Source organism: Rubritepida flocculans DSM 14296, from assembly GCF_000425365.1.
Taxonomy (GTDB): domain Bacteria; phylum Pseudomonadota; class Alphaproteobacteria; order Acetobacterales; family Acetobacteraceae; genus Roseococcus; species Roseococcus flocculans.
In genome coordinates this window covers 1-2,361 of record NZ_AUDH01000063.1, presented here as the reverse complement: position 1 = coordinate 2,361, position 2,361 = coordinate 1, and the positions used below count along the sequence as shown (strand labels likewise).

General features: G+C 71.6%; 2 protein-coding genes and 1 pseudogene. All 3 read left to right on the top strand.

What is annotated here, in order from left to right; genetic code table 11:
* Positions 1-1,320, top strand: a 1,320-nt coding sequence (locus H596_RS0118770; RefSeq protein WP_456307614.1) for a recombinase family protein, incomplete at its 5' end; no start/stop codon positions are given.
* A complete protein-coding gene (locus tag H596_RS0118765; protein WP_027286175.1) occupies positions 1,317-1,718 on the top strand; it encodes a hypothetical protein in 402 nt (133 codons plus the stop codon). The genes H596_RS0118770 and H596_RS0118765, both read left to right, overlap by 4 nt.
* A gap of 56 nt (positions 1,719-1,774) precedes the next feature.
* Positions 1,775-2,361 (top strand): annotated as a pseudogene (locus H596_RS22480) (restriction endonuclease); the annotation flags it as partial.

Below are 2,361 nucleotides of genomic sequence, written 5' to 3'. Positions count from 1 at the left end.
GCCGCCCTGCCGGCGAAGGTCCGGAAGCTCCGCTGCGCCGTCTACACCCGGAAGTCCACCGAGGAGGGGCTGGAGCAGGCGTTCAACTCCCTCGATGCCCAGCGCGAGGCCTGCGAGGCCTTCATCGCCTCGCAGCGGTCCGAGGGCTGGGTGCTGGTGCACGACCGCTACGACGACGGCGGCGTCTCGGGCGGCACCCTCGATCGCCCCGCGCTGCAGCGCCTGCTCGCCGACATTGAGGCCGGCCTCGTGGACGTGGTGGTGGTCTACAAGATCGACCGCCTCTCGCGCTCGCTGATGGACTTCGCCAGGCTGGTGCAGACCTTCGACCAGCACGACGTGACCTTCGTCTCGGTCACGCAGTCCTTCAATACCACGACCAGCATGGGACGGCTGACGCTGAACATCCTGCTCTCCTTCGCGCAGTTCGAGCGCGAGGTGATCGGCGAGCGGGTGCGGGACAAGATCGCCGCCTCGCGCGCGCGGGGGATGTGGATGGGCGGCCCCGTGCCGCTCGGCTACCGGGTCGAGAACCGCAAGCTGGTTGTGGACGAGGCAGGTGCGGCGACGGTGCGGCGGGTGTTCGAGGGCTTCGCGGAGCTCGGCTCCGCCACCCGGCTGCTGCCCCTCCTGCGGGCGGAGGGCCTCGTCACCAAGACCGGCCGGCCCTTCGACAAGGGCGCGGTCTACAAGCTGCTGATCAACCGCACCTACATCGGGGAGGCGGTGCACAAGGGGCAATCCTATCCCGGCGAGCACGAGGCGATCATCCCCCGGGATCTGTGGGATCGGGTGCACGCCATCCTGGCCGAGAGCCCGCGCGCCCGCGCCGCGAAGTCCCGCCAGCAGGCGCCGGCGCTGCTGCGGGGCCTGCTGTTCGGGCCGGACGGGCGGGCGATGTCGCCGACCCACACCCGCAAGAAGGGGCGGCTCTACCGCTACTACGTCAGCCAGGCCGTGCTGCAGGGCGGCCCCAACGACGCGCCGCACCGGCGCCTGCCGGCCGGGGAGATCGAGGCGCTGGTGATGGCGCAGGTCCGCGCGCTGCTGCGCCAGCCGGAGGTCGTCGTCGGCACCTGGCGGGCGGCGCGGGCGGAGGCACCGGACCTCACCGAGGCGGAGGTGCGCGAGGCGCTCGGGCGGCTCGATCCGCTCTGGGACGAGCTGTTCCCCGGCGAGCAGGAACGGGTCGTGCGGCTGCTGGTCGAGCGGGTCACGGTCACGGACGCCGGGGCGGAGATCAGGCTGAACCTGGAGGGGCTCGCCGGGCTCGCCCGGGACATGGCGGCGAAGCAGCCGCGGGAGCGCATGGCGGCATGACGAGCGTGACGGTGGTGGTGCCGATGACCATCCGGCGCCGCGGCGGGCGGAAGCAGATCATCGGGCCGGATGGGGAGCCGGTGCAGGCCGGCAGCGATGGGGCCGGGGCGGTCGAGACGCGCGGCGACCCGGCGCTCGTGAAGGCGCTGGCGCGGGCGTTCCGGTGGCGGCGGATGCTGGAGGAGGGGCGATACGCGTCGATCCGCGAACTCGCCGCGGCGGAGGGGGTCGATCGGTCCTATGTCGGCCGGCTGCTCAATCTGACGCTACTTGCGCCGGACCTGGTCGACGCGATGCTTGATGGGCGAGGCGCCACACCGGGGCTTGGCCGCCCGGAAGTCCTCGCGGGACTTCCCCCCGCCTGGGAAGAACAGCGCCGATCGCTCTGCCGGGATTGATGCCCCGGCGCTCGACCCATAGTGCAACCCGCCGGCGATCCTGGCACAATCGTAATGTGCCACCCGCCGTCATCGACAACCCCATCCTCAACAGCCCCTTCGCCGAGCCGCTCCGACACTGGGTGCTCGACGAGAACGGCATCCCCACCGGCTTCCCGGCGGAAGGTCGCCGCCGGAGCGAGTTCGTCGTCCCGGTCCCCCCGCCCAAGCACAGGCTGAAGACGCAGGGCAGCCTCGACCTTGAGGACAATTTCGGCCAGCGCAAGCCGAACGACTACATCAACGAGATCCGCTCGAAGGTCGCCGCCTGGCGTTCCCTCGGGGCGGCGGGTCTGCGGACCACCGTCACCCCGGTCACCGCCCGGCTTCTGCAGCACTGGCGCGACCCCGCCCGGCAGAAGCGCCTCTTCTTCTGCCAGATCGAGGCGGCCGAGACCGCCATCTGGCTGACCGAGGTCGCGCCCAGGCAGGAACTCGACCGCCTGCGCGCCCTCAGCGCCGAGGCCAATCCGGACCTGCTCCGCATCGCCTTCAAGCTGGCCACAGGTGCCGGCAAGACCACGGTCATGGCGATGCTGATCGCCTGGCAGACCCTGAACGCCGCCCGCGCCCGCAACTCCACCCGCTTCACCGACGCCTTCCT

Bases quoted from the DNA above. Each gene is read 5' to 3' on its own strand.
- H596_RS0118765 (WP_027286175.1), top strand. From the start codon at position 1,317: ATGACGAGCGTGACGGTGGTGGTGCCGATGACCATCCGGCGCCGCGGC.